We start from the raw sequence: 26190 nt of genomic DNA on the forward strand, positions 1-26190 counted from the left end.
ATTGGTTTCTCGCGGGTGAGATGTCTCTGAGCCTTAATCGTTGGTGTTTGCTGGCCACCGCCCGCGGGCGCGCCCCCCCCCCCCCCCCCCCCCCCCCCCCCCCCCCCCACGCCCCCGAAGCCTCCGACGGAAAGACTCGATCAGCTGTCGGGTCGGTGGTACGTCGTAGCCGCGGCCGCGATCGTCGTGGGTCTGCTTCTCCTGCGCTGGCCGGCGGCCCAGCCGGCCCGGCAACCGAAGACCCACACCTGGCGGTTCGAAGCCGAACCCGACCGAGGACGCACCGAACTGGCCGCCGCCACCGCGGTCGCCCCATTCCTCGCCGAAGTCGAGGCCTACCCCGGAGTTCAGGCCGCGCACGCGACGCTCGCCGACATCCGCAAAACCCAGCACTAGTACTCCAGCCGCACTTCGTTAGGTGTGGTGTCGTCGTCGGTAATGACTGGTCTTGGCGCGATGTTGATGACGTCGTCGCCATCGTGACCAGGCCCAGGCGTGGATGCGGTCAGGCAGGTGGGTCAGGTGTGCCAGGAGACGGCGGATTTCGGCGAGTGGGGCTGACCCGTTTTGACGGACAGGGTCGTTGAGGTGGTCGGGCTACGCGGTGGGTGGCTTCGTAGGTGTTGGGGCTGAGGTAGCCGAGGCTGGAGCGGCCGCGGTGGCGCAGTTCGGCGTGCAGCCGTACGCGGGCGGAGGGCTTGGCACAGCGAGCGGTGGGCGTAGTAGGCGGCTCGGGAGACCTTCAGCAGGGTGCACGCGCGCTTGACGTTGCCACTGTCGGCAGCGTTCTCCGCCTCGATGAACGGGTACACGTTCACCGGGTCTCCTTCGCGAAGAAAGCTGTCGCTCGTTGAGGACTTCTACGTCCTCGGACAGGCGGCGGTTCTCCCGTCGCAACCGGGCCAGCTACGCCGAGCCTGCGCAGGCCGAGCACCAGCACCACCTGGCACGCCACATACAACACACCCGCGGCGAACACCGCGTCCCGCACCACGAACGTCAATGCCGCCAGGCAGAGCACATTCAACGGCGAGGTCGCCGTGTTGGTGGTGCCCTCGGCCAGCAACCCCCGATGCCCGTGGAACGCGAGATTGCGGGCATAGCTCAACGTGATGTACGCATCGTCGATCAGATGGGCACGTACCAGCATGAACACCAGCGCCGACGCCACGGCCACCCCGATCGGCAGCCACCCGGCCTGCGAGAGCAAGAACCGCGACCGGCCGAGCACCGAACGGTCGTTGCTCGATTGACGCGTCATGGGGCGAATTACGGGGAAACAGCTGTAACACCCGTGGCCGCTCGCAACCACCGAAAGGGAAAGCGCGGCATGAAAACCTGGGCCAGGCTCTATTGCAACGGGGCTTCGATGTCATGCCCGTTCTTCAGGCTCATCCGGGCGCGGTAGCTGGTGCTGCCCGGGATGCGCCCGGCGTCGTTGATTTTCACGGCGAACGTGCCGTCGCGCACCGTCGCGGGGTGCACCGAGTTGTCTGGCCCCACCAGCGAAACCGCGGTCACGTCGTCGGTCACGATCCCGAATCGGAACGTCGGCTCGTTGAGACCCGCGATGCCGGTGAAGCAGTTGAAGGGACGCTCGGCGGTGAGCTTCGCGTAGCCGATGCGCCGACCGGCCATTTCCTCGACGTCGGCACCCATCATGCCGACGGCTTTGCCGTCGTCGATGATGCAGACCGCCGCGGCCTTGTCGTTGCGGATGACCAGGAAACCGTGCGGGGTGTCCGTGTCGATCTTGGCGGCCGGTCGCCAGCTCTCCCGGTCGGGCACTGCTATCCCGTATGCGAGAGTGGCGTTCACACAGTTCCTGACCAGTTTCACATCTCCGGGGTCGGGTGCGGGCTGGGCTTGCGCAGGAGCCTCGGATCCGGTGCCGACGGGTACCGCGGTGGAGTTCCGGCCTGTGTCACGCACCGGCCCGAACACCGCCGCGGCACCGACCGCGAGGACACCGACCGCTGCGGCGACCGTCACCGGCGCGCTCGCCGTCCTACGGCGCGGAACCGCCAGTTCCGGCATGACCCGTCCCCACAGGGCGTCTCGCAGGTGGTCGGGCATCGGACGGTCCGGCGGCAAATCGAAATCGTTGGTCATCACAGCTCCTCGGTAGTCAGTCCGGTAGGGGTGGTGTCCTGCAAAACGCCACGCAGACGGCTGCGAGCCCGGGAAATCCGTGCGCGCACGCTCGCTTCGGCGATCCCGAGCACAGCGGACGCTTCCGCGGTGGACAAGTCACCCAGCAGGCACAGTTCGACGGCCCGCCGCTCGGCTCGGGGAAGCGTGGCGACCGCGTCCAGTACCACCCGCAACCGGCGACCCGCGTCGACCTGGCGGGCAACGTCCTCGGCGTGATCGCGCACGGCGCCACCACGCGGCAGGCGCGACAACGCACCGGAAAACCGGCCCAGCCTGCGCTGCTCGCGGCGGGCCAGGTTGCTGGTCACGGCGTACAGCCACGGCCGGGCACTGTCGTTCACCAACGTCACCTCGCCGAGGCGCCGCCACGCAGAGAGAAACGTCGAGGAGGTCAGGTCCTCGGCCACCGACCACGACCCGGTCAGCCGGTAGGCGTAGTTCCACACCGCACCGGCATGCCGGCTGAACAGCTTCCCGAACGCGGTGACGTCTCCACCCGCGGCCTGTTCCCACAACGCCTGGTCACTATCTGCCGGGGATGCCAGGGCATCCGCGCCGTCAGCCCGCATCCCTCGCCCCCACCTTTGATCCACAACTGCCATCACACCTCTTTGTCCCCGCTCATCCCCACAGCGTTGCATCCACCGGCCTCCGAACCCGGATACGCAGGAAGACCACCTCGGCGGCGTCGTCGAGCACGAGTTGCCTGCCCGCTCTCACGCCCAGGCGCACCTGTATGACGATGCGGTCAAGGCCGTTCAGCTCGCCGAGCAACCGGCCGTGCGGCAACCGGTGCGCAGCGCTTGAGACGAGAAGGTCCGCGGGTGGCTCGCGCTCGCCGCCGAGCCTGCGTCCGTCAACGCCGAACAGCTCGTCGAAGGGGTGCGCGTATAAACCGGGCCGAAGTCGCGACCCTGCTCGGCGCTGCCTCGGCCGTCGACCCGAAGGATGTCGGCGTCGGCGTGCAGGAAATGCGGACTTTCCCGTCGTCGCGGCGTTCCCACTCGTAGTAGCCGTCGGCGGGCACGAGGCAGCAACGTCGGGAGGCGTCGACCTTGAACGCGGGTTTCTCGGTGACCGTTTCGCTGCGGGCGTTGATCAGTTTGCCGAGCTTGACCTCTTTCGCCCACGGCGGCACTAGCCTCCAGGTCAAGGTGCGCAGCAGGCGCACCGGTTCTCCGGCGGGGTCGCTCCGGGGGCTGCGTTCGAGCACGATCCGGGCCTGCTGGGTCGGCACGATGTTCCACGACGGCGGAAGCTCGCCACCGTCGATCTCTGCCACGCCGAAGGCCGCGGCGATGTCTCTATCGCTTGTGGAGGAGGCGTAGCGGCCGCACACAGCAGGTCAGCCGGGGATGTTGCGAGGATCGTTGCCGTAGCTGTTGCGTTCGCCGATCGTGCCGTCCATGTTGCGGGTGAAGTGTTCGACCGTGTGTTCCCTGGCCGGCTCACGGCCCTGCTCGACAGCGACAGCTTTGACGTCGTGGCTTCCAAGCACCTCGGTGATGCCTTCGATCTTGTTGTGTCACTGGTCGTTCTCGTGGTTGGTCTCGACGCCGCCCTTCACCGGCAGGCGCCTTTCCCGTCCTTGATCGTTGCGCGACAGGCAGTACCCGGGAAAGCCTGGGTAACACATCGGCCTGCTCAAGCCGGTAAGGCAGCGAGAACCGAGATCGCTGCGGCGGGTACTTGGACACTGGTCGGCGGGCGGACGTCTGCTGACGGTGGATGCATGGTTGTGCCGCCCTAGGGAAGGGGAGATGCGGGCGCGGAAGGCCGTGCCGGGGCCGCTGTCGGGCAGCGGCGCAGTACAGGTGTAGCCGGGCCCGTGTCTGACGGATCACGATCGCGTCAGGCTATCTGGCCTTTTCGAGGCGCCTCGGCCATGACCGTCTCGACGAATGCGCGCGCCCGCACCGGATTCGGCATTGCCGCCACCCGCTACGCCCAGCGCTCGGCCTGACCCTCGTCGCCGAGCTGGCCCGCGCCACCGGAGGCGACGCCACCATCCACCTCCGCACCGCCACCCCAGCAACCCTGTCGCCGAACCGGGCTGCTCGCGGCTCTGGCCCGCACTGAGGACGGGCGGGCCGCCCCCGCGAGCCTCGGCCGGATCTCGTCAGCTGATGCCAGGGACGGACTTGGCGGTGGTCCAGTCGTCGAGCATGACGTTCTGGGCGGCAGTGAGGCTGCCTTGGTCGGCGTACACCACCTTCCAGGGCTGTGAGGACAAGCACCGGTCATTGTGGCTGGACGACGCTGCGTACGGCGGCGAGGAGTGCGGTCCGATGCCGGCCGAGGCGGTCGGCGGAGAGGGGTTCGTCGCCGGCCGCGGCTTGGAGTGCCTGGGGTGCGCTCAGCCAGCTTTCGGTCATCCGCAGGACGATGGCGAACAGATCCGCCGCCGGGATGTCGGCGCGCAGCCGTCCTTCGCGCTGGGCGGTGGTGACCGCGTCGAGGCGCCGGCGGTAGCTGGCCGTCTCCGCGTCGGTGGGTTCGGCGCGTTCGAAGGCGCGCCAGACGGCGATCCGCCGGGTCGCCGGGTTGGCCAGGACGTAGTCGAAGCGGGTCGCGGCGAACGCGGCATACCCGCTGCCGTGCCCTCGGCGATGTTCGCCTACCAGGGACAACTCCGCGATCGACCGCACCGGTCCATCGGCACACAACACCGCGTCGGCCAGCTCGAACAACGCGTCCGCCCGCCGGTTCAGACACTCATAGACCTGCTACCGGAACCCCGACAGCTCCCCATTGCCACGCCTGTCACTGGCATCAGGCACACTGATCACCGCAGCCCTTGATCGATCTTCCAACTGTCGCAAGAAGGAATGATCGACCAAGGGTTGCACTCATGATCGACAAGGGTAGGCAAGCACCATCCGAAGGTTGAAACTCAAGCTAGCAGCGCGGTCAGCCGCAGGTAGCCGCCGGCGCGGGCCCGGACGCTGACCTCGGGCAGCCGCAGCAGGGTTAGTGCGTGCGCGGCCAGGTTCACCTCGGTTCGTTGGACCTCCGCGGCGTGGCCGGTGACGGTGTAGAGCAGCATGAGCTCTTCTCGCTGGACGTTGATGGATGTGCCGGGCACGAGCTCGCCGCTGGCCGCTGCGACATGGTCCTCGGCGGTACCACCGGCTGCCGCCACGGCCCGGCCGATGATCGGCCCGAGCCGGTAGCGACGCACCTCCGGGTACTGCTCGACGGTGGCGTCAACGATGCGGCCCGAGGTCGGCAGCCACACCAGGCAATGCCCTTTGAAGACGTCGCCGTCCCAGTCCGGGTCCGGTCGGCCGTAGAGGGTCCGTTTGCCGGTGTAGCGGTTGCTGACCACTAGATCCGCAGTGCGGACATGCGCTGGGATGTCCAGCTGCATGTAGGCGCTGCAGAGTGAAGCTCTGTCAGCCGGACCCGGCCGGTCGGTGGACAGGCTTTGCTGCCCCGCCGGCCGGCCGGTCCGCTGCGCGCCGAGCTCAGTAGGTCACGGTGACCCACGAGCCGCAGTTGTCCGGATCGTTGCGGACGTCCCGGCACGCCTGGAAGGAGATCTTCCCGCCGGAACTGGTCACCGGGTAACTGCCACAGTTGGGCGATCCGCCGGTGAATTCGGCGCGGTTGGTCGGTTGGGAATGGCTGGTGCCGGGGTTCCACCAGGCGTAGGGTGACCAGCCGTCGGCTTTGGTGTCACACACCTGAAGGTGGTGTGAACCGGTCGTGTAGCAGACGCTCGAACCGGTCGTCGACGAACAGTTTGTCGCGGCCGAAGCCTGGCCCGCCGCGAACAACGTCATGAGCACGGCGAACGGGATCCCCGTCAGCAACAGCGTCAGTCGTCTCTTCACTTGCAACCCCTCTCTTTCCTGAATACGGCACGATATATGTCGTAAAACCGCGCGGTGATGCAACAGAATACCTGTCGGCAAATGGGTGATAACCGGGTTCGTATCCAAGCATTTCAACCAAAGGCGACACGTGATGCCCCGTGGCGTTCGGCAATCAAACCAGCTCCGCCGCATTCCCGTGCACGCACTGCGCCTGGGGAGATCACGGCCGAGACGTCGCCACGGTGTTCACCACCACGGCGGTCGGCGTACGCCAGCGCCGCCGAGTTGAATTCGCCCCCTCGACCGTGATCACGACAACAAGGCCGGCCGTGCGGCGGGAACGGCCGGTCCGTGTCCGGCGAGCTCGCTCACGCCATCGGGGGCGACGAAGAAATGCAAATAGTCCTCGTCGTACTTCGCCGGTGCCACGGCAGAAACCGGCGGCCTCCAGACCTCGAGCACGGCCAGCAGGGCGTCCTCGAGCTGAATGGCGCCCCGGTGGAGCCATCGATCGCATCCCACACAGACCGCGACATCAGGGTGGTTGCCGAGATGGACGAGTTCGTCGTCGTGTCGTTCGGCGCCGCAACACCAGCACCGTGGCGCACTCGTCGTGGCATCCTCGTGCGCAGGCTGTGCGGTCATCGCATGCGTCCGGGTGTCGGCCATCCTCGCTGTGACCCGCCGACAGTATCCCCGCCGAAGCTCCGCGCTGGGCACATTGCTGTTCGTTGGGTGCCGCCGACCTCGCACCGGCGCTAAAGGCGAATGGGCGCAAGAGTTTCGCCGGAACGGCCGCAGCCTCGTTGCAGATTGTCACTTGTGCGAGTATCCCGATACGACCAGGCTGGCGAAGTGCACTCGCTTGGCGGGTATCGAGCGTCGCGGCGGCAGGAGAAAACTCGGCGGTGGTGCGTGCCGAGTTCTCTTTGCGACGTGACAACCACGTCGGTTCTAGGGAGCGGAGCTCACAATGGTAGCCGCGCCGAGGACACACGCGGGCGGCTGTTCGGGGAGTTGCACAGCGGGTTCTGGTCATGGCCGGTGCCGAGCCGGACCGGATCGCGGCTCAGCCCGCCGCCGGGCGGGGTGAGGCGATGCTGCGTCGGCACGGGGAAGTGCCAGTTGACGCGAGTGGTCTTCCGGCGCCTCGATGAGCTGTTCCAGGACAGGCACCGGCGCGGACTGCCGGGGGAACTCGCCCGCGGCGCCGTCGAGCGGCTGCTGAACTCGCGGTTGCCGCCCGATCCAGAGTGCGCCGCGGCGGGCGGCCGTCGACACAGTGCTCCACCGGGGCGATCCGTCCCGGCAACGGCAAGGAGGCGGACTTGTGACCGAAGGAACCGGCCGGGTGGCGTTGGTGACCGGGGCCAGCAGCGGGATCGGCGCGGCGACGGCGCGGCTGCTCGCCGCGCGCGGAATGCGGGTGGTGGTCGATTACCTGCACAGCAGCCAGGCCGCCGAGGAGGTCGTGGCCGGGATCCAGGCGGCGGGTGGCCGGGCGATGGCCGTGCAGGCCGACGTGCGCGACGCGGCGGCGGTCCGGACCATGGTCGATCGCGTCGGAGCGGCCTGGGGCGGCATCGACGTCCTGGTGCACAACGCCCTGACGCCGTACGCGATCAAGCCGTTCCGGGACATGACGTGGGAAGAACTGGGCGGCAAACTCGACGACGAGATGCGGGCCGCGTTCGTGGTGACCAAAGCCGTCGTGCCGACCATGACCGGACGGGGCTGGGGACGGCTGATCTACCTCGGCACCGGCCTGAGCCGCCAGCCCCGCGCGGACATGATCGCTCTCGGCACGGCCAAGGCCGCGCTGACGCAGTTCGCCCGTTACCTCGCCCAGGAACTGGGACCGCGAGGCATCACGGTCAACGTCGTCGAGCCCGGCCCGGTGGCCGAAACCCGGATCTCGCACGTCCTCGACGAGGAGCAGAAGCGGCGGCAGATCGCCGCCACCCCGCTGGGTCGCCTGGCCCGCCCGGAGGACGTCGCCCGCGTGGTCGCCTTCTACGCCGGCGAGGACAGCGCCCACATGACGGGCACCACCGCCCCGGTCAACGGCGGAATGTCGATGTACTGAGGAGAAACGCTCATGCACACCATCGATCTCGCCTACGTCGGGCGAGGCCTGCACGAGGAACTCGTCGCCTACATCGCCGACCAAGAGGACTTCTACGCCGACGAAGGCGTCCACGTCGCCCTGCGCGACGGCTGCGACTGGAGCGAGGAGCGGCTGCGCCGCGGCGCCACCATCGGGCTCGGCCGCGTGCTGCTGTCCCGGCTGACCAGCGGCACCCCGTGGGTCGCCCTCACCGTCAACACCCACGCCCCGCTGTTCTGGTTCCTCGCCCGCGCCGGCCTCGCTGACCTGACCGACCTGGCCGGCCGACGGCTCGCGGTGCACGCGCCCCGCACGGCGCCGGGGTGCTTCGCCCGGATCGTGCTGCGCCGGGCGGGCCTCGATCCCGATCGCGACGTCGAGTGCGTGGTCCGGGCGCCCGGCGACTACGGCATGGACCTGCGTCACCTGCGCGAGGGCTCCATCGACGCCGCCTTCGTCGGCAGCACCATGGCCCCGGAGGCGGTCGCCGCCGAGCAGGGCTGGCGGGTCCTCGCGTGGGTGGGCGACCACTTCCGGATCCCGACCGTGGGCGTGGCCGTCGACCCCACCTACCTGTGGCCCGACGACCCCGGCGTCCAGGCGGTCGTTCGCGCCCACCGGCGCGCCCTGCGGGTGCTCCACGACGACCCCGGCACCACGGTGCGCTACATCCAGTCGTTCCTCGGCGGCCATACCGCGGCCGAAGCCCGGGCCCACTACGAGGCGTTCATCGCCCCGTACTTCACCACCGGCGGCCAGGTCGACTTCGCCGTCGCCGACGCCGCCATCACCGCGGTCGCCACCGAACTCGCCGTTCCCGTCACCGTGACCGCGACCGCGACCGCGACCGAGTTCTACCGCACCACGACCACTGCTGCCCACCAGGGCCGGTCCTCGACGCCGAGCGGGTGAGGTACCGAAGGGATCAGGCCTTGCCGCGAGGTGGCTCGGCGCTGTCCGGAATGGGCTCGGCCAGACGCTCGGGAGCGAGGCGCCGGGAAAGGAGCGGCGAAGTACTGCGTTTCGTGGGTCACGAAACCGTCGGCGAACTCCATGATGCTCACCGTGTTGGTGGGCACGCCGTCATAGGTGATCACGCATTCCCTGGCGATCCTGTTCGGCTACGGGTGTTATTGTCGTCGCTTTCGCGGGGCGGTCTTGACCGTTGCCGGCCGGGCTTTGGTGATCATCGTTCTTGCCTTCCGTCACGCAAGCGGAGGAACAGTCGGGCGATCAGGATCGTCAGGACGAGCATCAGCAACCCGACGACCGCCGCGTATCCGAAGTCGAAGAACCGGAAGCCGGATTCGTGGAGCCGCAACGGGACGGGTTTTGTCGCGTCCGTCGGGCGGCCGCTGATGGGACGGTGATGATGTCGAAGTACCGCACCGCTTCCGTGGACCTGATCAGCAGCGCCACCAGCATGGGAAGGTCGCGGAGTACGGTACCCACGAGGAGCTGATGGCGGCTCGGGGTGGGTACGCGGAAGCTGTTCAAGCTTCAGGCAAGACCATATCTGGACGAGCTGCCGAGCTGAGGATCGTCGCCCTTTGTGGGGGAAGTATGCCGGGGCGTCGGGTCGTGAAGCGCCCCGATCTGATGCTCTGCTGGTTCATCGTCGCGGGCGTGGTCCTGTCGCCGGTGTACAACACGGATCTGGTGCGTTCGCAGCTCATCGGCGACGCGCCGGTGGGGCCGTCCGGCAGCGTGGCCGTGCTGTGCGCCGGGCTGGCCCTGGCGTGGCGTGGGACGCTGCGTCGGGGCCACCTGCGCGCCGACCCGGCCACGCTGACCTGGGCGGACTTCGACGGCCGCCGCCCACGGGTGCTGACGCGGCGCCTGTTGGGCGGATGGGCCGTGCGGTTCGCCGCGGTGGGGTACTTCTTCGTGGTCGCCGGGGTGCTCATCGGGTTTCCGTCGGTCAGGCGGTTTTCCTGTATGCCGCCGTCGCGGCCCTGGCGCTCATGATGGCTCGGCGGCCGGCAATCCGCGGTGAGGCCGTGCTCCCGCTCGTGCCGGCTGTGCTCGGGGCGTTCCCGATCGGCCACTGTGGATTTTCGCGGTGGTGGTGCTTGTTGCCGCGCTGGTGGTGGCTTTTGCACCGTCTGCCGCTGTGACGGTGTCATGGTCGGAGCTGGTCCGGGCTTTTGGCGAGCGGATGGCTGAGCGCACCGCCACGGCGTTCCTCGACGTCTGGGCCCTGCTGCCCGCCGGCCGGCCCGTCCCGCGGGTCCGCCTGTCGGGCCTTCGCCCGGCGTTGCGTTATGTCGTGGTGGGGACCCTGGCGCGCCGCCATGCGCTGGGGTTGCCGGTGTTCCTCGCCCTCGCCCTCGCCGTGACCGCCGTGCACGCGACGTTCCCCGCGCTGTCGTCCGTCTGGCTGCTCGGACTCGGCGGCTACCTGGCCCTGCTGCCCTTCGCGGCGCCGATCGTGCAGCTGCACCGCGTGCCGGCGCTGCGCCGCTGGCTGACGACGTCCGAACCCAGGCTGCGGCTGACGACGGCGTCGGTCTTGGTGGTTCTCGCGGTCTTCTGGACTTCGGCGGTGGTTCTGCTGGGCGTGCCGGTGTCGCTCGCGTCGCCTGCTCGACGCCGCGCCGGGAGATCAATGGACAATACCGGTCGGCGTATTGGCAACACCCGCGGAATTCCGAGGTGAACCGCGCCCTCGACGCGGAACGGCCGCGCTCTCATTCGAGGCGCGGCCGTTCTCGTCGATCCTGTTCGTCCCGGTGCGGGCAACTGGATCAGTCGGTGGTAATGGGGTGATTTTACCGCGTGGTCGGGAGGAGGCAGGCGTAGCTCAGCGGGAGCAGGTTCACGAATGTTCCGCCGGACCCGGTGCAGATCCTGCCCGCCTCGGCGACGCGGCGGTTGGCGGGGTTGAGGGGGTTGAACACGCAGACGTATCCGACCGGGTTGACGGTGAGGGACAGTACGCCGCCGGTTGTGGTGCACAGCAGGGTGGCGTTCGCCGTGCCCGAGCCCGGGCCCGTCGTCGGCGGGGTGCTGGTGTTTTCGCAGCTGGCGTGGATGTCGGGGTCGGGTGCGGGTCCCTGGCAGGTGTCGGTACCGAGGCCGCCGTCGAGACTGTCCTGGCTGCCGTCGTTGGATGCGCCGATGAGGGTGTCGTTGCCGGCGCTGCCGGAGATCGTGTCGATGCCCAAGCCGCCGGTGAGGGTGTCGTTGCCGGTGCCGCCGGTGATGGTGTCGTTCCCGTCCCCGCCGTTGATCGTGTCGTCGAAGTCCGAGCCGGTGATCGTGTCGTTTCCGCCGTTGCCGTTGATGGTCTTGCCGGGGTTCGTGCCGCCGCAGTCGATCGTGTCGTTGCCGGGACTGCCGGTCACGGTCGTGTCGGTCTGGGTCACGCCGGGGCCCACGACGCAGTTGACGGCGGCCTGGGCGGTCAGCGGAGCGATCACCCACATGACCGGGGCCGCGAGGACTCCGGCCAGTGTGGCGACGAGTCCCCGGCGGAATTGAGTCTGTTGAATTCTCATGGTTTCATTTCCTGGATCGCAATTCGGCGATGACTCACGTGGACGCGGCGCGCCCACGTTACTGAGTTGTGCCGATCATGAGCCGCCCGCATCCGCTGTACTGCCGGCGTCCGCTCCTTGGTGCAGAAGAACCTCGGCTCGTGATCCGCATCCGCGATCATCGCGGAGCTGTCACGTCACCGAGGTCCGGGGCAACAACACACGAACCTACCCCTGCGTCCGCCTGGATCAATGTCCTGTCCCTCGAATGGACGCACACTCTCCGGCGCGCTCCCGCGACGCAGACGAGCTCTGCGCCCGAAGCTCGACGTATGGGGGTACGAAGAAAAAGGTTCAAACGCTTGGCTGTGGCTGAGACGATGAGCGCATCGACCAGCTCCGAGAAAATCGATATGAGCCTGCAGTGCTCGATCCCCACGATGGCGCCACAACGCCGGAAATCCAGCACTGAAGGGCATGCTCATGCGTACCTTCGGCCAAGCCGGTGTCATTGCCCTGATGGCCGTTACCTTTTCTGCCACCGGTGTAGCGGTGGCCACGGGGTTCGACGTGGTCGTGGTGACCGCGACGGTCGACGGCAAGGCCGGCCACTGGGTAACCAGCCGATCCGCCACGCCGGAACCGACGCCGGCGATCGGAGCGACGACGCCGTCGGCCACACCGTCGGCGGAGCCGGTCATCCCGGCCACGACAAACAAGGCCAAGTCCGTCCTCGTCGTCGCCGCTGTCGGCGGACTGGTGGGAGTCGGTGGGTTCGCGGTCGCCGCGTTCGTTCAGGACAGCACCACCGGCGGGGTGTCCGGCTCCGCCGAGGCGATGACCCCCGCCACCGTGACCGGTGCGCAGGTCGGCACGCTGCTGCCCGGCGAGAAGGCCTACGTCACCTTGACCCTGTTTAACCAGAACGCCAACGTGAAGATCAGATTGGTGTCCGTGACCGGCGCCGACCCGCTCCTGCCGACGCTCGCGGTGAGCGAGGCCAACTTCCCGTACAAGCTGACCGACGCCGTGAAAATGAAGGACGACACGGACATTCGCTGCCAGGCCATGACCTTCCACACGACCTGGACCGCCCAGTTCCAGGCCGTCCGCTAGGCACGACCGGCGACACCGCGACCGCAGCGGTGTGCCTCCGCGCTTTCGCGACCGCCGCGCCCGTCCGGGGCGGTCGCGGCAGGCGGTGCCCGAGCTTTCGGTGACTTTCGGCGAGTCCCGAGGGACATTGGCCCCTAAGCCGGGCCCGCCCCCCGCGCGAGGGTGGAAGCATGAAAATCCTCGTGACGGTGGCCAGTCGACATGGCGCCACCAGGGAAATCGCCGAGAACATCGCCGCCGCGGCCGGCACGGCGCTGACCGACGCCGGCGTGTGGTCGCAGATAGAGACCCGCGACGCGAGCCTGGTGACTTCAGTCGACGGCTTCGACGCTGTGGTTCTCGGTTCGGCTGTCTACATGGGACATTGGCTCGAGGCGGCCGCGAAGCTCGCCGAGACCTTCGTGGACGAACTCCGCGGGCTGCCGGTCTGGGTGTTCTCCAGCGGCCCTGTCGGCGAACGGGACCAGCAGGCCGACGAGCCGTCCGGCGTCGCCGACGTGGTGATGCGGCTCGGGGCCCGTGGACACCGGCTGTTCGGCGGCAAGGTCGACCACCACGCCCTGCACCTCACGGAGCGAGCGATGGTCGGCGCGTTGCGGGTCAAGGACGGCGACTACCGCGACTGGCCGTCGATCCGGGCCTGGGGTCGCGAGATCGGCTCGGCCCTTGCGGTGATCGAGGTTGCCGGGAGCCGGTCATGACGGCGCCACGCAGCTACCCCGTCCGGGTCGAAGCCACCCTGGACGAGCCGCTGTCGCGCGGACTGTGGCTGGTCAAGTGGCTCCTCGCCGTCCCGCACTACGTCGTGCTGGCGTTCCTGTGGTTCGCCTACCCCTTCGTCACCATCGCGGCGTTCTTCGCGATCCTGGTGACCGGTCGCTACCCGCGCTCGCTCTTCGCGTTCACCTCCGGTGTGCTGCGCTGGAGCTGGCGGGTGCAGTACTACTCCTACGCCGGGCTGGGCACTGACCGGTATCCGCCGTTCACCTTCGCCGACGTGCCGGATTACCCGGCCCGGCTCGAAATCGCCTATCCGGAGCGGCTTTCGCGTGGGCTGGTGCTCGTGAAGTGGTGGCTGTTGGCCATCCCGCACTTCGTGATCGTGGGCCTGTTCGCCGGGGGCGGCAGCTGGCTGCTGTTCGGCAACGGCACTGACGACGGCTTCGACTGGGCGGCCGGCGGGCTCGTCGGCGTGCTGGTGCTGGTCGCCGGGGTGGTGCTGCTGTTCACCGGCCGCTACCCGCGGCCGATCTTCGACTTCGTGCTCGGCATGGACCGCTGGGTGCTGCGGGTCGCGGCCTACGTGTCGCTGATGACCGACGAGTACCCGCCGTTCCGCCTGGACATGGGCGGCACGGAAGCCGACGTCGAACCGGTGCACCCGCAGCCGTCTCCGGCTCGGGTGTCCGCCTGGACCGGCGGGCGGATCGTCGCCGCGGTGTCCGGCGCGGTCCTGCTGCTCGGCGCGATGGGCCTGCTGACCGGGGGTGGCACGCTGCTGTGGGCCGACCGTACGCAGCGCGACGCCGACGGCTATCTTTCCGGCTCCACGACGCTGGTGTCGGACAGCTACGCGGTCCTGACCGACCCGGTGCGGATATCCGGCGCGCCGGACGTCGTCGCGGCTGTCGGGGACGTCAGGGTCCGCGCGACCGCTGCCGACGGCCACCCGCTCTTCGTGGGCATCGGCCGCTCCGAAGACGTCGCCGGCTACCTGGCCGAGACCGAGTACACGAGCTTGGGCAGCGTGGCCGACAACCGCTCCGGTGACCGAGTGCATCCCGGCGGTGCGCCTGCCACCCCGCCCGGTGGCGCCGGGGTGTGGACGGCGACCGCGTCCGGCTCAGGCACCCAGACTGTCTCCTGGCCGGTGCGTGACGGGCAGTGGACCGCTGTCGTGATGAACGCCGACGGCTCACGCGGGATCTCCGTGCGCGCCGAGGCCGGGACGACCGCGCCCGCGATCGGCTGGATCGCCCTCGGCCTGCTGCTCGCCGGTGCCGTTCTGCTGGCAGGTGGCGCCCTGCTCATCGGGCTCGCTGCCCGTCGTGCACACCACGCCGGGCCGCCGATCACTCCTGTCCCGCCCGATCTGCCGAGCCACGTCTGATCCGTCCACTGTGGCCGTTGGAGGAAGGAAGACCATGCATGGATTCATCGACGGCGCGATCGTCGCCGGGATCGATGGTTCGTCGTCGGCGGTGCAGGCAGCCGGGTGGGCCGGCGCCGAGGCCCGCCGCCGGGGCCGCCCGCTGCGGTTGGTGCAGGTCTACACCTTGCCGAATGTGTGCGCTCCGATCGCGTTCGGATCGCTGGACGATGTGCGGGAAGGCCTGGCGAAACGAGCCGAAGAGTGGCTCGCCGAGGCGCGGGCCGCGGTGCTCGAGAACCTGCCCGGTTTCGAGATCACCACGGCCGCTCGGGAGTGGAGCCCGGTCACCGCGCTGATTCAGGAGTCGCAGCACGCCGAGCTGGTTGTGCTGGGGTCGCGCGGGCTCGGTGGCTTCACCGGGCTGCTCGTCGGTTCGACCGCCGTGTCGGTGGTGGCGCACGCGCACTGCCCGATCGTCGTGGTTCGGGGCCGGACACCGCACAGTCCGCCTCCGGTCGCCGGTCCGGTGCTCGTCGGCGCCGACGGTTCACCTGACAGTGAAGCTGCGTTGGCGTTCGCCTGCGAGGAGGCGCAGTTGCGGGGAACTGGGCTGATCGTGGTGCACGCCTGGAGCGACACCCTCGCCGACGGCGTGCCGCGACTCCATCCGCTTCAGGTGGACGCGGCCGGCATCGATCGCGCCGAACGCGCGAAGCTCGCCGAGCAGGTGGCCGGCTGGCAGGAGAAATACCCGGACGTCCCGATCGAGCTCGACATCGCTCGCGGGCGGCCGGTGCGCACGCTGCTGGAGCGTGGGGAAGACGCTCAGCTCATCGTGGTCGGTTGCCGCGGCCTCGGTGGATTCACCGGCATGATGCTGGGCTCGACGAGCCAGGCGCTCATCGTGCACTCGCCGTGCCCGGTGGCCGTCGTGCGGCCCCAGCTGACCGGGAACGGGTCGTCAGTACCAGGCGGTCCGAGGGACGTAAGTCCTCGCGACCGGTGACCGACGCCAGCTGTGCCCGAGGTGCCGCCTTCCTAGGTTGGGAAGTGACTTGAAAGGCAGGAACCCCCGATGCGAGCACGCGACCTGATGACCGCGCCGGTGATCGCCGTGCAGCCGTGGACGTCCGCCAAGGAAGCGGCCGAGCTGCTGTCCACGCACGGCTTCACCGCCCTTCCCGTGGTCGATGACGACGAGGGCCTGATCGGCATCGTCACCGAGGCGGACCTCATCCGCGGCCGGATCCCGGTCGACGTCCGGAACGCGAACGAGCGCCGTGAAGCCGCTTCCGTGGGCAAGACGGTGGGAGACCTGATGACCAGCCCCGCCACCGCCATGAGCACCGGCACCGACGTCGCCGACCTCTGCCAGGCACTGGTCGACGCGCGCATCCGGGCGATGCCGATCGTCGACGGCTCGGCCGTCGTCGGCATCGTCACGCGCGGCGACATCGTCCGCGTGCTGGCCCGGGATGACACCGACATCGCCAGGGACGTCAAGCACCGGCTGGAGATCTACGGCGGCAGCGGCCGCTGGCAGATCGACGTGCGCGACGGCAATGCCCACATTCTCGACCAGTTCGACGACGATTCCGACCGGCACGTCGTCCAGCTGCTGGCGCTCGCCGTGCCCGGCGTCGTCGCCGCAGACACCGCTTACGCGGGTGAGGAGCAGAACCGATGAGCGCCACCGACCCGAGGATCACCGTGGGCGTGGACGGCTCCGCCGGTTCCTCGGCCGCCGTCGCCTGGGCCGCCCGGATCGCTTCCCTGCGGCACTTGCGGCTCAAGATCGTGTACGGAAGGCAGCCGACCGGCCTGTACGGCGGCGGCCTGTCCGGTCTCGCCGGTCTGGTCGACGCGATCCAGGCCGACGGCGAGCGGATCATCGCCGAGGCCCGCAGCCTCGCCACGTCCATCGACAAGAACCTCGTCATCACGACGGAGCTGCCGAACGATCCGCCCGTGACGATGCTGATCGACGAGTCCCGGCACGCCCGGATGCTCGTGGTCGGCCGGAGCGGTGCCGGCGGGTTCACCGGGATGCTGGTCGGCGGGACCGCGGCCACGGTCGCGAGCCACGCGCACGGCCCGGTCGCCGTGATCCGCGGCCGCCAGGCCACCACGAAGGTCCCCGACTCGGGCCCGGTCGTGGTCGGCATCGACGGCAGCCCCAACAGCGAACCGGCGATCGGCGTCGCGTTCGAGGAGGCCGCGTTGCGCGGCGTGCCGCTGGTTGCCGTGCATGCCTGGAACGACGTCACCTACGAGGACGCGTACGGCACCGCCCGGATCCTCACCCAGCCCGACACCCTCGAGGAGGGAGAACAGCGGCTGCTAGCCGAGCGGCTCGCGGGCTGGCAGGAGAAGTATCCCGACGTCGAGATCCGTTCCCTGCTCGTGCGCGACCGGCCCCGGCACGCGCTGCTCGAGGCGAGCGAGACCGCGCAGGTGGTGGTCGTCGGCAGCCACGGTCGCGGCGGCTTCACCGGCATGCTCCTCGGCTCGACCAGCCAAGCGCTGGTCCAGCACGCCGACTGCCCGGTGCTCGTCGTTCGTCCGGAGTGGACGAAGTGACCGCGCTCGACGTACGGCCGGCGGTGCTGAGCAGCGCCGAGCTGGTCCAGGTGGATGCCCTCTGGCGGGCCGCGAACTACCTCGCGGCCGGCCAGATCTACCTGATGGCCAATCCGCTGCTGGGCGAACCGCTGCGTCCCGAGCAGGTCAAGCCGAGACTGCTCGGGCACTGGGGGACCTCGCCCGGTCTGAACTTCGTCTACGCCCACCTCAACCGGGCCATCCTGACCCATGATCTGAACGCCATGTTCGTCACCGGCCCGGGCCACGGCGGCCCGGCGCTGCTGGCCAACACCTGGCTCGAAGGCAGCTACACCGAGGCATGGCCCGAGGTCACGCGCGACGCCGAAGGCATGCTGGAGCTGTTCAAGCAGTTCTCCTTCCCCGGCGGCGTGCCCAGCCACGTCGCCCCGCAGGTGCCGGGCTCGATCCACGAAGGCGGGGAACTGGGCTACTCGCTCGCGCACGCCTTCGGGGCGGCGTTCGACAATCCGGGCCTCGTGGTCGCGTGCGTGGTCGGTGACGGTGAGGCCGAGACCGGTCCGCTGGCGACGTCGTGGCACGCGAACAAGTTCCTCGATCCGGTCCGTGACGGCGCGGTGCTGCCGATCCTGCACCTCAACGGCTACAAGATCGCCAATCCGACCGTGCTGTCCCGCATCGCCCCAGCTGAGCTCGACGCGCTGTTGCGCGGCTACGGCTACGAGCCGATCTACGTCGAAGGCAGCGACCCGGAGACGATGCACCAGGCGATGGCCGCCGCGCTCGACTCGGCGGTCGCCGACCTCGCGGTCATCCACCGCAGCACCGGTCGCCCGGCGTGGCCGATGATCGTGCTGCGCAGCCCCAAGGGCTGGACTGGTCCGTCCGTTGTGGACGGCCTGCCGGTCGAGGGGACCTGGCGCGCACACCAGGTGCCGCTGTCGCAGGTCCGGCAGAACCCGGAGCACCTTCGCCAGCTGGAGGAGTGGCTGCGTTCCTACCGCCCGGAGGAACTGTTCGACTCTCGTGGCCGCCCGGTCGCCGACGTCACGGCGATGATTCCCGCGGGGGAGCGCCGGATGGGCGCCAGTCCGCACGCCAACGGGGGAGTGCTCCTGCGCCCGCTCACGCTGCCGGACATCGCGGCCCACGCTGTCGCGGTACCCGCCCCGGGTGCGACACAGGCCGAACCGACCCGAGTGCTGGGCCGGTTCCTGCGGGACGTCTTCACCCTCAACGCCGACCGGGCGAACTTCCGGCTGTTCGGCCCCGACGAGACGGCGTCCAACCGGCTCGACGCGGTCTACGACGTCACCGCCAAGCAGTGGCAGGCGGCGATGGAGCCGGTCGACGAGCACCTGTCCCACGACGGCCGCGTGCTGGAGGTGCTTTCGGAGCACCTGTGCCAGGGCTGGCTCGAGGGCTACCTGCTGTCCGGCCGGCACGGGCTGTTCAACTGCTACGAGGCCTTCGTGCACATCGTCGACTCGATGGTGAACCAGCACATCAAGTGGCTGCGGGTGCACCGGCAGATCCCGTGGCGGCGCCCGGTCGCGTCACTGAACTACTTGCTGACCTCGCACGTGTGGCGCCAGGACCACAACGGCTTCTCCCACCAGGACCCCGGTTTCGTCGACCACGTCGCCAACAAGAGCTCCGAAGTCGTGCGGGTCTACTTCCCGCCGGACACGAACACGCTGCTCGAAGTCGCGGCGCACTGCCTGCGCAGCCGGGACTACGTGAACGTGGTCGTGGCGGGCAAGAACGACAGCCCGAACTGGCTCGACGCCGAGCAGGCCGCGCTGCACTGCGCGCGTGGCGTGAGCATCTGGGAATGGGCCAGTACGCACACCGGCCGGGAGCCGGACGTCGTCCTCGGCTGTGCGGGTGACGCCCCGACGGTGGAGGTGCTGGCGGCAGCCCAGATCCTGCGCGCGGAACTGCCGGACCTGGCGGTCCGCGTGGTGAACGTCGTCGACCTGATGCGGCTTCAGCCGGAAGCCGAGCACCCGCACGGCCTCGGGGACCGCGAGTTCGACGCCTTGTTCACCCCGGACCGGCCGGTGATCTTCGCCTACCACGGCTATCCGTGGCTGATCCACCGCCTGGCCTACCGCCGCACGAACCACGTGGGGATGCACGTGCGCGGCTACACCGAGCACGGCACCACGACCACGCCGTTCGACATGCTGGTGCTCAACCACATGGACCGCTTCCAGCTGGTGATCGACGTGATCGACCGCGTGCCCGGCCTGGTCGCGCCGGCGGGCGTACTGCGGCAGCGGATGACCGAGGCTCAGGGGAAGCACCGCCGATGGATCCTGGCGCACGGCGAGGACCTGCCGGAGATCCGGAACTGGAGCTGGGAGGGCTGAGGCGTTGCCGATTCGGGGCAGCCGGCTCCGTAGAAGGGCCGGCTGCGCTTCGAACATGACCTTCGGCACCGGCAAAAGGACTTTCGTCACCGCTGGCCGGCGCTCTCCGGTCGTACGCTGAGTTCCGTCGGGCGGGCATCCGGTCCGTTCCTGTCCGGGAGGTCGGAGATGCTTCGGGTCTTTCTCGTCGACGACCACGAGGTCGTCCGCCGCGGCGTCGCCGACCTGCTCGACGAGGACGAGGAGCTGACCGTCATCGGTCAGGCCGGCAGTGTCTCGCAGGCGCTGGCGCGCATTCCTGCGCTCGACCCCGACGTCGCGGTGCTGGACGTGCGGCTGCCCGACGGCAACGGCGTCGAACTGGCTCGTGAGCTGCGCTCCAAGCTGCCGGAGCTCAAGTGCCTCATGCTCACCTCCTACACCGACGAGCAGGCGATGCTCGACGCGGTGATGGCCGGCGCGAGCGGGTTCGTCATCAAGGACATCAAGGGCATGGACCTGGTCTCGGCGGTGCGGGAGGTCGGCGCGGGCAAGTCCCTGCTCGACGCGCGCGCGACGGCCGCGCTGATGGCCAAGCTGCGCGACGGCCAGACGAAGAAAGGCCCGTTGTCCGACCTGTCGGACCAGGAACGGAAGCTGCTGGAGCTGATCGGCGAGGGCCTGACCAATCGGCAGATTTCCGAGCGGATGTTCCTGGCCGAGAAGACCGTCAAGAACTACGTCTCACGGCTGCTGACCAAGCTGGGCATGGAGCGCCGCACGCAGGCCGCCGTCCTCGCCACCGAGCTGCGCCAGCACGGGAGCTAGGCACTGAGCCGGTCCGGCTTCAGCAGGACCTCGTCCAGAGAACGGCGCGGCGCCCACGGCGCTGGTGTCCGGCGGCCGAAGCGCAGCACGACCTGCGGCCACAACCCCCCGCCCAGCAGGGTGCGCAGCTCCGCCCGTACCGCGGGGACCTCGACCGGCTGCGAGAGGAACGACGCGTCGAACCCGGCGGCGGTGGCTGTCAGCAGGACTCGCTGCATCGCCTGACCGGCCCGGATCCGGTCGGCCTGCTTGTCGTCGAAGGAGCCGAGGACCACGACCAGTGGATCGGAGCCGTCGGCCAGGCCCCGCCGTGGCGAGCCGAAGTCCCTCAGGATCCAGTCTCCGTCGTCCGAAGGCATCCCGTCGGCGGCGTATTCGGGGACGCCGTCGCGGCTGTCCCGGGGGCGAGTGGTCCAGTGTCGCCACTCGGCGAGGAACGCGGGGTCGGCCACCTGGGTGCGGTGGCTCTTGTGCACCAGGTCGCGCAGCCGGTCCAGCTGGTTCGCGTCCATCCGGGGCAGCCAGGCCTGCTCGGCCTCGGCGGCGTGGCGCAGCTCGGCGACGACCGTGTCCGGTATCACGTCGGCCTCGAACGGGTTGCGGTTCGTGTGGCGCCGCGGGATCGCGTCGGCCAGCCGGACGAGCCGCCGGTCGGGCTTCCGGGCCGCGAACGGCCGGACCACCGCGAGCAGTGTCGGGTCTTCGCGCCGGGGCAGCAGCGTCGTGGCCGGGTGCGCGCCGAGCGCGTGGATCGCGGTGCGCAGGTTGAACAACGCGGCCCCGCAGGACAGCAGCAGTTCCCGCCGGCCGGCGTCGGCCACCGGCAAAGCACGGTCCGGATCGGCGTGCAGCTCGATCCCCGCGGCCGTACAGCGGAACCGCCAGGGCTGCGTGTTGCGCGTGGACGGTGCGAGCACCGCCGCCCCGAGCACGGACTTCACCTGATCGGGATCCAGCAGGCCGATCGAGGTGATGGGTGGTGTCATGGTTCCCTCTCGGTGCCGTCGGGCGGCACACTGATGGTTCCGGACAGCTTCCAGTGACGGTCTCTCGTGCCACCGGACGGTGGAAAGGGGAGAAAGTCACCAGCGGTGGGGCTCGAGTGGACGATGTGAAGGTCGTGGGCACGGTGTCGGTGAACGAATCCGGACAGCAGCCGGACTACGGGTCCCGCCGGACGGCCGGAACGCTGTCCGGGCTGCGGCTGCGCGAGGTCCTGCGCGACCTGCAGGACCGGATCGAGCTGCTGATCGGCACCCGCGACAAGATGGACGGCCTGCTGGATGCGGTGCTGGCCGTCGCGTCGGGGCTGGAGCTGGACGCCACGCTGCGGCGCATCGTGCAGGCCGCGATCGAGCTCGGCGAGGCGAAGTACGGTGCGCTGGGCGTGCTCGCCGAGGACGGCTCCCTGTCCCAGTTCATCTACCTCGGGATCGACGACGAGGCCCGCCATCTGATCGGCCACCTGCCCGAGGGGCACGGTGTCCTGGGCGTGGTCATCGAAGAAGCGAAACCGTTGCGGCTCGAGGAGATCTCAGCCCATCCGGCGTCGGCCGGTTTCCCCGCACACCACCCGCCGATGCACTCGTTCCTCGGGGTGCCGGTCCGGGTGCGTGACGACGTGTTCGGCCGGCTGTACCTGACCGAGAAGAAGAGCGGGGAGCCGTTCACCGACGACGACGAGGTCGTCGTGCAGGCACTGGCCGCCGCGGCCGGCATCGCGATCGAGAACGCACACCTCTACGAACAGGCACGCGTGCGGCAGCAGTGGCTGGCCGCGACCAGCGAGGTGACGACCGAACTGCTGGGCGGCACCGACCCGGCCGAAGCGCTCAACACCATCGCAAGCCGGGCCCTGGAGCTGACCGGTTCCGACGTCACCATGCTCGCGCTGCCGAACTCGGGACGGCTCGACGTCGACGAGGACTGGGGTGACGACGTCGACGAGCTGACTGTCACCGTCTGCGCGGGGGCACGCGCGGCCGACTTGTCGGGCCTGCACATCGACCTCGACACGAACGTCGCGGGCGCGGTGTACCGGGACCGGACGCCCCGCCGCGCCACCGAGCTGGAGCTGGGGAAACACCGGTTCGGATCCGCGCTGGTGGTTCCGTTGCGGGCCGGTGACCGCACGAGCGGCGTGCTCATCGCGGTCCGGGAGACGGGTGCGCCGTCGTTCGGTGCCGCTCAGCTGTCGGTCGTCGCCTCTTTCGCCGACCAGGCCGCGCTGGCGCTGCAGCTGGCGGCGCAGCAGCGGGCCGCGCGCGAGCTGGACGTGCTCGGCGACCGCGATCGGATCGCCCGTGACCTGCACGATCACGTGATCCAGCGGCTGTTCGCGGTGGGCCTGTCGTTGCAGAGCACGCAGCGGCGGACGAAGTCGCCGGAGCTGCAGAAGCGGCTCGGGGACAGCATCGAGCAGATGCACGAGGTCGTGCAGGAGATCCGGACCGCGATTTTCGACCTGCACGGCGGCGCGGCGGGAGTGACCGGGCTGCGGCTGCGGCACCGGCTGCACGACGCGATCGCCGAGCTCACCGACGACGCGCCGGTGCATCCGACGGTCAGCATGTCCGGCACGCTCGACACGGTGCCGGCGCAGCTGGCCGAGCACGTCGAAGCGGTGGTGCGCGAGGCGGTCAGCAACGCCGTCCGGCACGCGGAGGCCTCGACGTTGTCGGTGTCGGTCGCGGTGAAGGACGACGTGGTGCGTGTCGTCGTGGTCGACGACGGCAAGGGACTGCCTGATGGCGTCGCGCAGAGCGGTCTCGGCAACCTGCGCGAACGGGCGGAGGTCGCGGGCGGGCGGTTCACCCTCGAACCCGGGGCCGGGGGCGGCGTGACGCTGGAGTGGTCGGCGCCGCTCGGCTGACCGTTCGTGCTGATGGCGCCGGTGAGCGGCGCACTTCGGTGACGAAGGTCCTCGGAGTTCGGGTAGTCCGGCCGCGTCGCGGTGCCCCCTTTCCGAGGTCTCCTTGACAGGCGACGCCAGACGGCCCGTCGGCCGGTTGCGCGCCCCCTGTGCCCGAGGAGTGACAGCATGAGTGTGGACGTGGGCTCCAGGGCCCTGCTCGCGGATGGCGACGTGGTGTTCGTGCGCCCGTTGCACCCGGCCGACACCGCCGAGGTGCTCGGCCTGCACACCCGGCTCACCCAGCAGGACACCTACTTCCGGTTCTTCGGCGCCCGGCCATCCAGATTGGCCGAACTGGCGGCGGAGATCGCCGCCGATCCCGGCCCAGGGCACTACGCCGTGGGCTGCTACCTGCGCGGCGAGCTCGCCGGGGTGGCGAACTACGAAGTCCTGGAGAACTCCACCGACGCCGAAGTCGCGCTCGTCGTCGACGCGGCCGTACGCGTTCAGGGCGTTGCGACCCTGCTGATGGAACACCTCGTCTCCCACGCCCGGAAAGCGGGCGTGAAGCGCTTCGTCGCCGAGGTTCTTGCCGAGAACGCCAAGATCATCCACGTCTTCGCCGACCTCGGGCTGCGGTTCGAGGCGAGCGTCGAGGGCCCCGAGCGGGAAGTTGTGATGATCCTCGAGGAGGACGCCACCTACCTGGACGCCGTGCTGAAGCGCGACGCCGTCGCCGACGCGGCCAGCCTGGCCCACGTCCTCACGCCCGCGTCGATCGCGGTGATCGGCGCGGGACGCCACCCTGGTTCCGTCGGGCACGCCGTGCTCGCCAACCTGCTCGCCGCCGGCTACCCGGGACACGTCGAGGTGGTGAACCCGCACGCCGGCGAGATCCTCGGCGTGCCGTCCGCGGCGAGCGTCGCCGAGCTGTCCCGGACGCCCGAACTCGCCGTGATCTGCCTGCCCGCAGTGGCCGCCGCCGACGCTGTCGAGGCTTGTGGCGAGCGGGGCGTGCGTGCCGTGCTCGTGATCTCCTCCGGCCTGACCGGAACCCCGGCGGGGACGCGGGTCCGCGAAGCCGTCAGCCGCTACGGCATGCGGCTGGTCGGCCCGAACTGCCTCGGCGTCGTCTCCACCGACCCCGTCTGCCCGCTGAACCTGACTTTTCTGGCCGGTGTGGTGCAGCCCGGCAACGTCGGCGTGGTCACCCAGTCCGGCGGCGTGGGGATCGCGCTCGCGGAGTCGCTGAACGATCTCGGCCTCGGCCTGTCGAGCCTGGTCTCGACCGGCGACAAGTACGACGTCAGCGGCAACGACCTGCTCATGTGGTGGGCCGCCGACCGCCGCACGGAACTGGCCGTGCTCTACCTGGAGTCGTTCGGCAACCCCCGCAAGTTCAGCCGGTTGGCCCGGCAGCTGGCCCGCACCCGCCCCGTGCTCGCGGTCCGCTCCGGCAGCGGGGGGACCGCGCAGCGCGCGGCCGCCTCGCACACCGCTGCCGCCGCGACCCCGGCCGTCACCCGCGACGCGCTGTTCGAACAGGCCGGGATCATCGCCGTCGACACCGTCGCCGAGCTGGTCGACGTCATCGCCGGGCTGTCCTGGCAGCTGCTGCCGGGCGGCCCGCGCGTGGCTGTGGTCAGCAACGCCGGCGGCGCCGGAGTACTGGCCGCGGACGCCTGCGAGCGCGAAGGCCTGGTGATGGCGGACCTGTCGGACGCCACCCGGAAACGGCTCGCGAAGATCTTGCCGCACGAAGCCGCGGTGCGGAACCCGGTCGACACGACCGCGGCCGTCCCCGCCGAGGTGTTCGCCGACGCGCTGCGCGCGGTGCTCGCCGACGACGGCGTCGACGCGGTGATCGCCGCGACCGTGCCGACCGCCGTCGGCGATCCCGGGACCTCGCTCGCCGCCGTGCTCCCGCCCGAGTACAAGACCGTCTTCGCGGTGCGGCCCGGGCAGCGCGCCCGCGTCGCCCCGCTGGTGCCCGGCACCGGGGTGACCGCGTGCTACGACGACCCGGCCGCGGCCGCCGCCGTCCTGGCTCGGCTCGTCCGCTACGAGCAGTGGCGGAACCGGCCCGAGACCGGCGGATCCCTGGCCCCGCTGGAAAATCCCGACGCGCTGCGGGCGTTCGCCGCCGGACGCAAAGGCTGGCTGCCGCCCGCGGATGCCGTCGAACTGCTGCGCCTGGCCGACATCCCGATGGTGGAGACCACCTACGTCGAGGCCGGCGACTCGATGGACGCCGCGGCTGCCGACCTGGGCTCGCCGGTCGTGCTCAAGGCCGACGCCGAGGGGCTGCTGCACAAGTCCGCGGGCGGGGGCGTGGTGCTGGACGTGCGCGGCGCCGACCGCATCCGCGACGCGTTCCGCATGCTCCGGTCCCGCTTCGGCTCCGCCCTGCGCGGGATCACCGTCCAGCCGATGGCCGAACCGGGCCGGGAGGTGCTGGTCGGCGTTCGCTCGGACCCGGTGTTCGGGCCCTTGGTCGTGTTCGGCCTCGGCGGCATCGACACCGATCTGATCGCCGACCACGCCGCCAGGCTGGCTCCGCTCACCGGGGCCGACGCCGACCTGCTGCTCGACGGCCTCCGCTCGGCGAAGGCGCTCTGGGCAGGGCAGCTCGACCGGGCGGCCGTGCGCGAGCTGCTGCTGAAGGTCAGCCGGCTCGCCGAGCTCGTTCCCGAGCTCGCCGAGCTGGACCTCAACCCGGTGCGCGTGAGCTCGGACGGCTGCGTGGCGCTCGACGTCCGCGCCCGGTTCGAGCCGGACACGTCCGCCGACCCGTTCCTGCGCCGCCTGCGAGACTGAAGGAGCGAT

At 69.9% G+C, this 26190-nt stretch carries 25 protein-coding genes and 2 pseudogenes; 15 read left to right on the forward strand and 12 right to left on the reverse strand.

What is annotated here, in order from left to right; genetic code table 11:
* Nucleotides 1-186: 186 nt before the first annotated feature.
* Entirely contained in the window at nucleotides 187-396 is a 210-nt protein-coding gene (locus tag AB0F52_RS09100; RefSeq protein WP_360166702.1) for a hypothetical protein, read from the forward strand.
* 514 nt (nucleotides 397-910) lie between these two features.
* On the opposite strand, the pseudogene AB0F52_RS09105 reads toward AB0F52_RS09100, so the two are convergent.
* The 10 genes and pseudogenes from AB0F52_RS09105 to AB0F52_RS09150 all read right to left on the reverse strand — a co-directional run.
* Nucleotides 911-1250 (reverse strand): annotated as a pseudogene (locus tag AB0F52_RS09105) (hypothetical protein); the annotation flags it as partial.
* A gap of 100 nt (nucleotides 1251-1350) precedes the next feature.
* Nucleotides 1351-2112 carry a hypothetical protein gene (locus AB0F52_RS09110; protein WP_360166705.1) on the reverse strand — a complete coding sequence of 254 codons (762 nt, stop codon included), beginning with the start codon at nucleotides 2110-2112 and terminating at the stop codon, nucleotides 1351-1353.
* Complete coding sequence (locus AB0F52_RS09115; RefSeq protein ID WP_360166708.1) at nucleotides 2112-2723, reverse strand: RNA polymerase sigma factor; 612 nt, start codon at nucleotides 2721-2723, stop codon at nucleotides 2112-2114. The genes AB0F52_RS09110 and AB0F52_RS09115 overlap by 1 nt, the downstream gene beginning before the upstream one ends.
* Nucleotides 2724-2775: 52 nt before the next feature.
* Nucleotides 2776-2928 carry a hypothetical protein gene (locus tag AB0F52_RS09120; protein ID WP_360166711.1) on the reverse strand — a complete coding sequence of 51 codons (153 nt, stop codon included), beginning with the start codon at nucleotides 2926-2928 and terminating at the stop codon, nucleotides 2776-2778.
* 82 nt (nucleotides 2929-3010) lie between these two features.
* On the reverse strand, nucleotides 3011-3493 hold the full coding sequence (locus AB0F52_RS09125; RefSeq protein ID WP_360166714.1) for an SOS response-associated peptidase: 483 nt from the start codon (nucleotides 3491-3493) through the stop codon (nucleotides 3011-3013).
* A gap of 6 nt (nucleotides 3494-3499) precedes the next feature.
* Nucleotides 3500-3670 (reverse strand): DUF2188 domain-containing protein, encoded by a 171-nt coding sequence (locus AB0F52_RS09130; protein ID WP_360168263.1) that lies wholly within the window; start codon nucleotides 3668-3670, stop codon nucleotides 3500-3502.
* Between the two features lie 724 nt (nucleotides 3671-4394).
* Nucleotides 4395-4868: pseudogene (locus tag AB0F52_RS09135) on the reverse strand (hypothetical protein); the annotation flags it as partial.
* A gap of 179 nt (nucleotides 4869-5047) precedes the next feature.
* Nucleotides 5048-5524, reverse strand: a complete 477-nt coding sequence (locus AB0F52_RS09140) for a hypothetical protein (protein ID WP_360166717.1) — start codon at nucleotides 5522-5524, stop codon at nucleotides 5048-5050.
* A 97-nt stretch (nucleotides 5525-5621) separates the two neighbouring features.
* The gene (locus AB0F52_RS09145; protein ID WP_360166720.1) at nucleotides 5622-5990 is read right to left on the reverse strand and encodes a hypothetical protein; all 369 of its coding nucleotides are present in this window, start codon (nucleotides 5988-5990) and stop codon (nucleotides 5622-5624) included.
* 291 nt (nucleotides 5991-6281) lie between these two features.
* Nucleotides 6282-6641, reverse strand: a complete 360-nt coding sequence (locus AB0F52_RS09150) for a hypothetical protein (RefSeq protein ID WP_360166723.1) — start codon at nucleotides 6639-6641, stop codon at nucleotides 6282-6284.
* Nucleotides 6642-7302: 661 nt separating this feature from the next.
* Between AB0F52_RS09150 and AB0F52_RS09155 the strand changes: the two genes are divergently transcribed.
* The 4 genes from AB0F52_RS09155 (at nucleotide 7303) to AB0F52_RS09170 (ending at nucleotide 10738) form a co-directional block, all read left to right on the forward strand.
* Nucleotides 7303-8058 (forward strand): SDR family oxidoreductase, encoded by a 756-nt coding sequence (locus AB0F52_RS09155; protein WP_360166726.1) that lies wholly within the window; start codon nucleotides 7303-7305, stop codon nucleotides 8056-8058.
* Between the two features lie 12 nt (nucleotides 8059-8070).
* The gene (locus AB0F52_RS09160; protein WP_360166729.1) at nucleotides 8071-8991 is read left to right on the forward strand and encodes an ABC transporter substrate-binding protein; all 921 of its coding nucleotides are present in this window, start codon (nucleotides 8071-8073) and stop codon (nucleotides 8989-8991) included.
* 669 nt (nucleotides 8992-9660) lie between these two features.
* Complete coding sequence (locus AB0F52_RS09165; RefSeq protein ID WP_360166732.1) at nucleotides 9661-10047, forward strand: hypothetical protein; 387 nt, start codon at nucleotides 9661-9663, stop codon at nucleotides 10045-10047.
* 94 nt (nucleotides 10048-10141) lie between these two features.
* Complete coding sequence (locus AB0F52_RS09170; protein ID WP_360166735.1) at nucleotides 10142-10738, forward strand: hypothetical protein; 597 nt, start codon at nucleotides 10142-10144, stop codon at nucleotides 10736-10738.
* 112 nt (nucleotides 10739-10850) lie between these two features.
* Here the strand turns inward: AB0F52_RS09170 and AB0F52_RS09175 are convergent, their stop codons facing one another.
* Complete coding sequence (locus tag AB0F52_RS09175; RefSeq protein WP_360166738.1) at nucleotides 10851-11579, reverse strand: calcium-binding protein; 729 nt, start codon at nucleotides 11577-11579, stop codon at nucleotides 10851-10853.
* Nucleotides 11580-12041: 462 nt separating this feature from the next.
* Here AB0F52_RS09175 and AB0F52_RS09180 point away from each other — a divergent pair, with 462 nt between their 5' ends.
* From AB0F52_RS09180 to AB0F52_RS09215, 8 genes are all read left to right on the forward strand, one after another.
* Nucleotides 12042-12674 (forward strand): hypothetical protein, encoded by a 633-nt coding sequence (locus AB0F52_RS09180; RefSeq protein ID WP_360166741.1) that lies wholly within the window; start codon nucleotides 12042-12044, stop codon nucleotides 12672-12674.
* 170 nt (nucleotides 12675-12844) lie between these two features.
* On the forward strand, nucleotides 12845-13375 hold the full coding sequence (locus AB0F52_RS09185; protein ID WP_360166744.1) for a flavodoxin domain-containing protein: 531 nt from the start codon (nucleotides 12845-12847) through the stop codon (nucleotides 13373-13375).
* The gene (locus AB0F52_RS09190) at nucleotides 13372-14784 is read left to right on the forward strand and encodes a DUF4389 domain-containing protein (RefSeq protein WP_360166747.1); all 1413 of its coding nucleotides are present in this window, start codon (nucleotides 13372-13374) and stop codon (nucleotides 14782-14784) included. The genes AB0F52_RS09185 and AB0F52_RS09190 overlap by 4 nt, the downstream gene beginning before the upstream one ends.
* Nucleotides 14785-14818: 34 nt before the next feature.
* Nucleotides 14819-15772 carry a universal stress protein gene (locus tag AB0F52_RS09195; RefSeq protein WP_360166750.1) on the forward strand — a complete coding sequence of 318 codons (954 nt, stop codon included), beginning with the start codon at nucleotides 14819-14821 and terminating at the stop codon, nucleotides 15770-15772.
* 69 nt (nucleotides 15773-15841) lie between these two features.
* Complete coding sequence (locus AB0F52_RS09200; protein WP_360166753.1) at nucleotides 15842-16453, forward strand: CBS domain-containing protein; 612 nt, start codon at nucleotides 15842-15844, stop codon at nucleotides 16451-16453.
* Nucleotides 16450-17346 carry a universal stress protein gene (locus AB0F52_RS09205; protein ID WP_360166756.1) on the forward strand — a complete coding sequence of 299 codons (897 nt, stop codon included), beginning with the start codon at nucleotides 16450-16452 and terminating at the stop codon, nucleotides 17344-17346. The genes AB0F52_RS09200 and AB0F52_RS09205 overlap by 4 nt, the downstream gene beginning before the upstream one ends.
* Complete coding sequence (locus AB0F52_RS09210) at nucleotides 17343-19703, forward strand: phosphoketolase family protein (protein WP_360166759.1); 2361 nt, start codon at nucleotides 17343-17345, stop codon at nucleotides 19701-19703. The genes AB0F52_RS09205 and AB0F52_RS09210 overlap by 4 nt, the downstream gene beginning before the upstream one ends.
* Before the next feature lie 168 nt (nucleotides 19704-19871).
* The gene (locus AB0F52_RS09215) at nucleotides 19872-20510 is read left to right on the forward strand and encodes a response regulator transcription factor (RefSeq protein ID WP_360166762.1); all 639 of its coding nucleotides are present in this window, start codon (nucleotides 19872-19874) and stop codon (nucleotides 20508-20510) included.
* Here AB0F52_RS09215 and AB0F52_RS09220 read toward each other — a convergent pair.
* Entirely contained in the window at nucleotides 20507-21496 is a 990-nt protein-coding gene (locus tag AB0F52_RS09220; RefSeq protein ID WP_360166765.1) for a nitroreductase family protein, read from the reverse strand. The two genes, AB0F52_RS09215 and AB0F52_RS09220, sit on opposite strands and share 4 nt — an antisense overlap.
* 134 nt (nucleotides 21497-21630) lie before the next feature.
* Here AB0F52_RS09220 and AB0F52_RS09225 point away from each other — a divergent pair, with 134 nt between their 5' ends.
* Both AB0F52_RS09225 and AB0F52_RS09230 read left to right on the forward strand, forming a co-directional pair.
* Nucleotides 21631-23382, forward strand: a complete 1752-nt coding sequence (locus tag AB0F52_RS09225) for a GAF domain-containing protein (protein ID WP_360168266.1) — start codon at nucleotides 21631-21633, stop codon at nucleotides 23380-23382.
* A 168-nt stretch (nucleotides 23383-23550) separates the two neighbouring features.
* Nucleotides 23551-26181, forward strand: coding sequence for a GNAT family N-acetyltransferase (locus tag AB0F52_RS09230; protein WP_360166768.1), 2631 nt, complete (start codon nucleotides 23551-23553; stop codon nucleotides 26179-26181).
* The last annotated feature ends 9 nt before the right edge of the window (nucleotides 26182-26190 follow it).

This window comes from Amycolatopsis sp. NPDC024027 (assembly GCF_040638975.1).
Taxonomy (GTDB): Bacteria; Actinomycetota; Actinomycetes; order Mycobacteriales; family Pseudonocardiaceae; genus Amycolatopsis.

Coding starts and splice junctions, on each gene's coding strand:
- AB0F52_RS09110 (WP_360166705.1), bottom strand. CDS start 2,112: ATGACCAACGATTTCGATTTGCCGCCGGACCGTCCGATGCCCGACCAC.
- AB0F52_RS09115 (WP_360166708.1), bottom strand. CDS start 2,723: ATGCGGGCTGACGGCGCGGATGCCCTGGCATCCCCGGCAGATAGTGAC.
- AB0F52_RS09140 (WP_360166717.1), bottom strand. CDS start 5,524: ATGCAGCTGGACATCCCAGCGCATGTCCGCACTGCGGATCTAGTGGTC.
- AB0F52_RS09150 (WP_360166723.1), bottom strand. CDS start 6,641: ATGGCCGACACCCGGACGCATGCGATGACCGCACAGCCTGCGCACGAG.
- AB0F52_RS09160 (WP_360166729.1), top strand. CDS start 8,071: ATGCACACCATCGATCTCGCCTACGTCGGGCGAGGCCTGCACGAGGAA.
- AB0F52_RS09175 (WP_360166738.1), bottom strand. CDS start 11,579: ATGAGAATTCAACAGACTCAATTCCGCCGGGGACTCGTCGCCACACTG.
- AB0F52_RS09180 (WP_360166741.1), top strand. CDS start 12,042: ATGCGTACCTTCGGCCAAGCCGGTGTCATTGCCCTGATGGCCGTTACC.
- AB0F52_RS09185 (WP_360166744.1), top strand. CDS start 12,845: ATGAAAATCCTCGTGACGGTGGCCAGTCGACATGGCGCCACCAGGGAA.
- AB0F52_RS09190 (WP_360166747.1), top strand. CDS start 13,372: ATGACGGCGCCACGCAGCTACCCCGTCCGGGTCGAAGCCACCCTGGAC.
- AB0F52_RS09195 (WP_360166750.1), top strand. CDS start 14,819: ATGCATGGATTCATCGACGGCGCGATCGTCGCCGGGATCGATGGTTCG.
- AB0F52_RS09200 (WP_360166753.1), top strand. CDS start 15,842: ATGCGAGCACGCGACCTGATGACCGCGCCGGTGATCGCCGTGCAGCCG.
- AB0F52_RS09205 (WP_360166756.1), top strand. CDS start 16,450: ATGAGCGCCACCGACCCGAGGATCACCGTGGGCGTGGACGGCTCCGCC.
- AB0F52_RS09215 (WP_360166762.1), top strand. CDS start 19,872: ATGCTTCGGGTCTTTCTCGTCGACGACCACGAGGTCGTCCGCCGCGGC.
- AB0F52_RS09220 (WP_360166765.1), bottom strand. CDS start 21,496: ATGACACCACCCATCACCTCGATCGGCCTGCTGGATCCCGATCAGGTG.
- AB0F52_RS09230 (WP_360166768.1), top strand. CDS start 23,551: ATGAGTGTGGACGTGGGCTCCAGGGCCCTGCTCGCGGATGGCGACGTG.